This is a genomic window from Caulobacter sp. (assembly GCF_049283275.1).
Classification (GTDB): Bacteria; Pseudomonadota; Alphaproteobacteria; order Caulobacterales; family Caulobacteraceae; genus Caulobacter.
In genome coordinates, this window is sequence record NZ_JBAPVS010000124.1 from 1 (window position 1) to 1,808 (window position 1,808).

The 1,808-nt window shown below is 74.1% G+C and carries 3 protein-coding genes; all 3 read left to right on the forward strand.

Features of this window, described 5'->3' with window-relative positions; translation table 11 throughout:
* Nucleotides 1–407: phage distal tail protein, Rcc01695 family (locus WAL33_RS05955; protein ID WP_422179438.1), on the forward strand; the 407-nt coding region annotated here is incomplete at its 5' end.
* Entirely contained in the window at nucleotides 407–1,057 is a 651-nt protein-coding gene (locus WAL33_RS05960) for a baseplate hub protein (RefSeq protein ID WP_422179440.1), read from the forward strand. The genes WAL33_RS05955 and WAL33_RS05960, both read left to right, overlap by 1 nt.
* A gap of 124 nt (nucleotides 1,058–1,181) precedes the next feature.
* The gene (locus WAL33_RS05965; RefSeq protein WP_422179442.1) at nucleotides 1,182–1,625 is read left to right on the forward strand and encodes an NlpC/P60 family protein; all 444 of its coding nucleotides are present in this window, start codon (nucleotides 1,182–1,184) and stop codon (nucleotides 1,623–1,625) included.
* Nucleotides 1,626–1,808: the final 183 nt, after the last annotated feature.

The following is a 1,808-nucleotide window of genomic DNA, read 5'->3' on the forward strand; positions in this document are numbered from 1 at the left end:
GCTTTCGCTTCCGCGACCCGGCCGATTGCAAGTCCTGCGCGCCCTCCGCGACGCCGGCCGCCGCCGACCAGGCGATCGGGACGGGCGACGGCGCGCGCAAGACCTTCGCCCTGAGCAAGCTCTACGGGACCGGCGAGACGGCGGTGGTCCGGCCGATCGCCAAGCCGGTGGCCGGCACGGTCAAGATCGCGGTGGCCGGGGTCACGCTGGGGCCGGCCGCCTATGCGGTCGACACGGCCACGGGCCTGGTGACCCTGGGGATCGCTCCGGCGGCGGGGGCGGCGGTGACCGCCGGCTTCGAGTTCGACGTGCCGGTGCGCTTCGACGGCGAGCGCATCGACCTGACGATGGAAGGCTTCAACGCCGCCCGGGTCGGGGCTGTGGCTCTGGTCGAGGTGCGGGTCTGATGCGCGCGGTTCCCGCCGACCTGGCCGACCGCATCGAGAGCGGCGCGGCCTGTCTTTGCCACGCCTGGATCCTGACCCGCGCCGACGGCGTGGTGCTGGGCTTCACCGATCACGACCGGGACCTGGTGGTCGAGGGCGTGACCTGCAAGGCGGCCAGCGGCTGGACCGCCGGGGCGGCCGAGACGGCGGCCGGCTTTTCGCCCGGCATGGCCGCCGCCGTGGGCGGCTTCGATGACGCGGCGCTGTCGGAGGCCGATCTGGCGGCCGGGCTCTATGACGGGGCGCGGGTCGAATGCCGGGCGGTCGACTGGTCGGCGCCCAGCCTTTCCGTGCGCCTGTGGGCGGCCCGCGTGGCGGCGGCCAAGACCGAGGGCGGGACCTTCACCCTGGCCCTGGAGGGTCCGCTGGCGGCGCTGGACCGCGTGGCCGGACGCACCTTCGGCCGCTCGTGCGACGCGGCCTTCGGCGATGCGCGGTGCGGGGTGGATGTCGCCGCGTTTCCGGGCGCGAGCTGCGATAAGCGCTGGGCCACCTGCCGGGGCGTGTTCGGCAATGGGCTGAACTTCCGGGGGTTCCCGACGGCGCCGGGCGAGGATTTCCTGACGCTGTATCCCAGTGATGGGGAGCGCAATGACGGGCGGCGGCGGTGAGGGGAGCACTTGCCCCCACCTGACCGCTTCGCGGTCTGTCCGCCCCCAAAGGGGGCGGAGCCTTTCCGGGCCGGCTCTTCCCCCTGTGGGGGAAGACGATCGCGAAGCGATCCGTAGGGGGCAAGTGTTCGCCGCCCAGGCACCGACCGGTGATCGCGCCCTCCACGAAGCCCGCCTGTGGCTGGGCACGCCCTACCAGCACCAGGCCAGCCTGCGCGGCGTCGGCTGTGACTGTCTGGGCCTGGTGCGCGGCGTCTGGCGGGCCCTGCACGGCGCCGAGCCCGAGGTCCCGCCGCCCTATCGTCCGGACTGGGCCGAGCTGGGCGGGCGCGACCTGCTGGCCGAGGCCCTCGAGCGCCGTCTGATCCCGCTGAACTTGGCCGCCGCCCGCCCGGGCGACGTGCTGCTGTTTCGCATGGCCCCCGGCGTCCCGGCCAAGCACTGCGCCGTCCTGTCGGCGCCGGACCGGATGATCCACGCCTATTGGGGCCGGGCCTGCGTCGAAAGCTGGCTGGGCCGCTGGTGGCGCGAGCGGCTGGTCGGGGCGTTTCGATTTCCCCAATTCTGAAGGACTTCATCATGGCCCAGGTCATCCTCTCCGCGGTCGGCACGGCCGTGGCGGGTCCCATCGGCGGCGCGATGGGCCTGACCGCCGGCGCGGCGATCGATAACGCCGCGATCAACGCCCAGACCCCGGCTCGCCAGGTCGGGCCGCGCATCCCCGAGCTGCGGCTGTCGGGCGCCGCCGAGG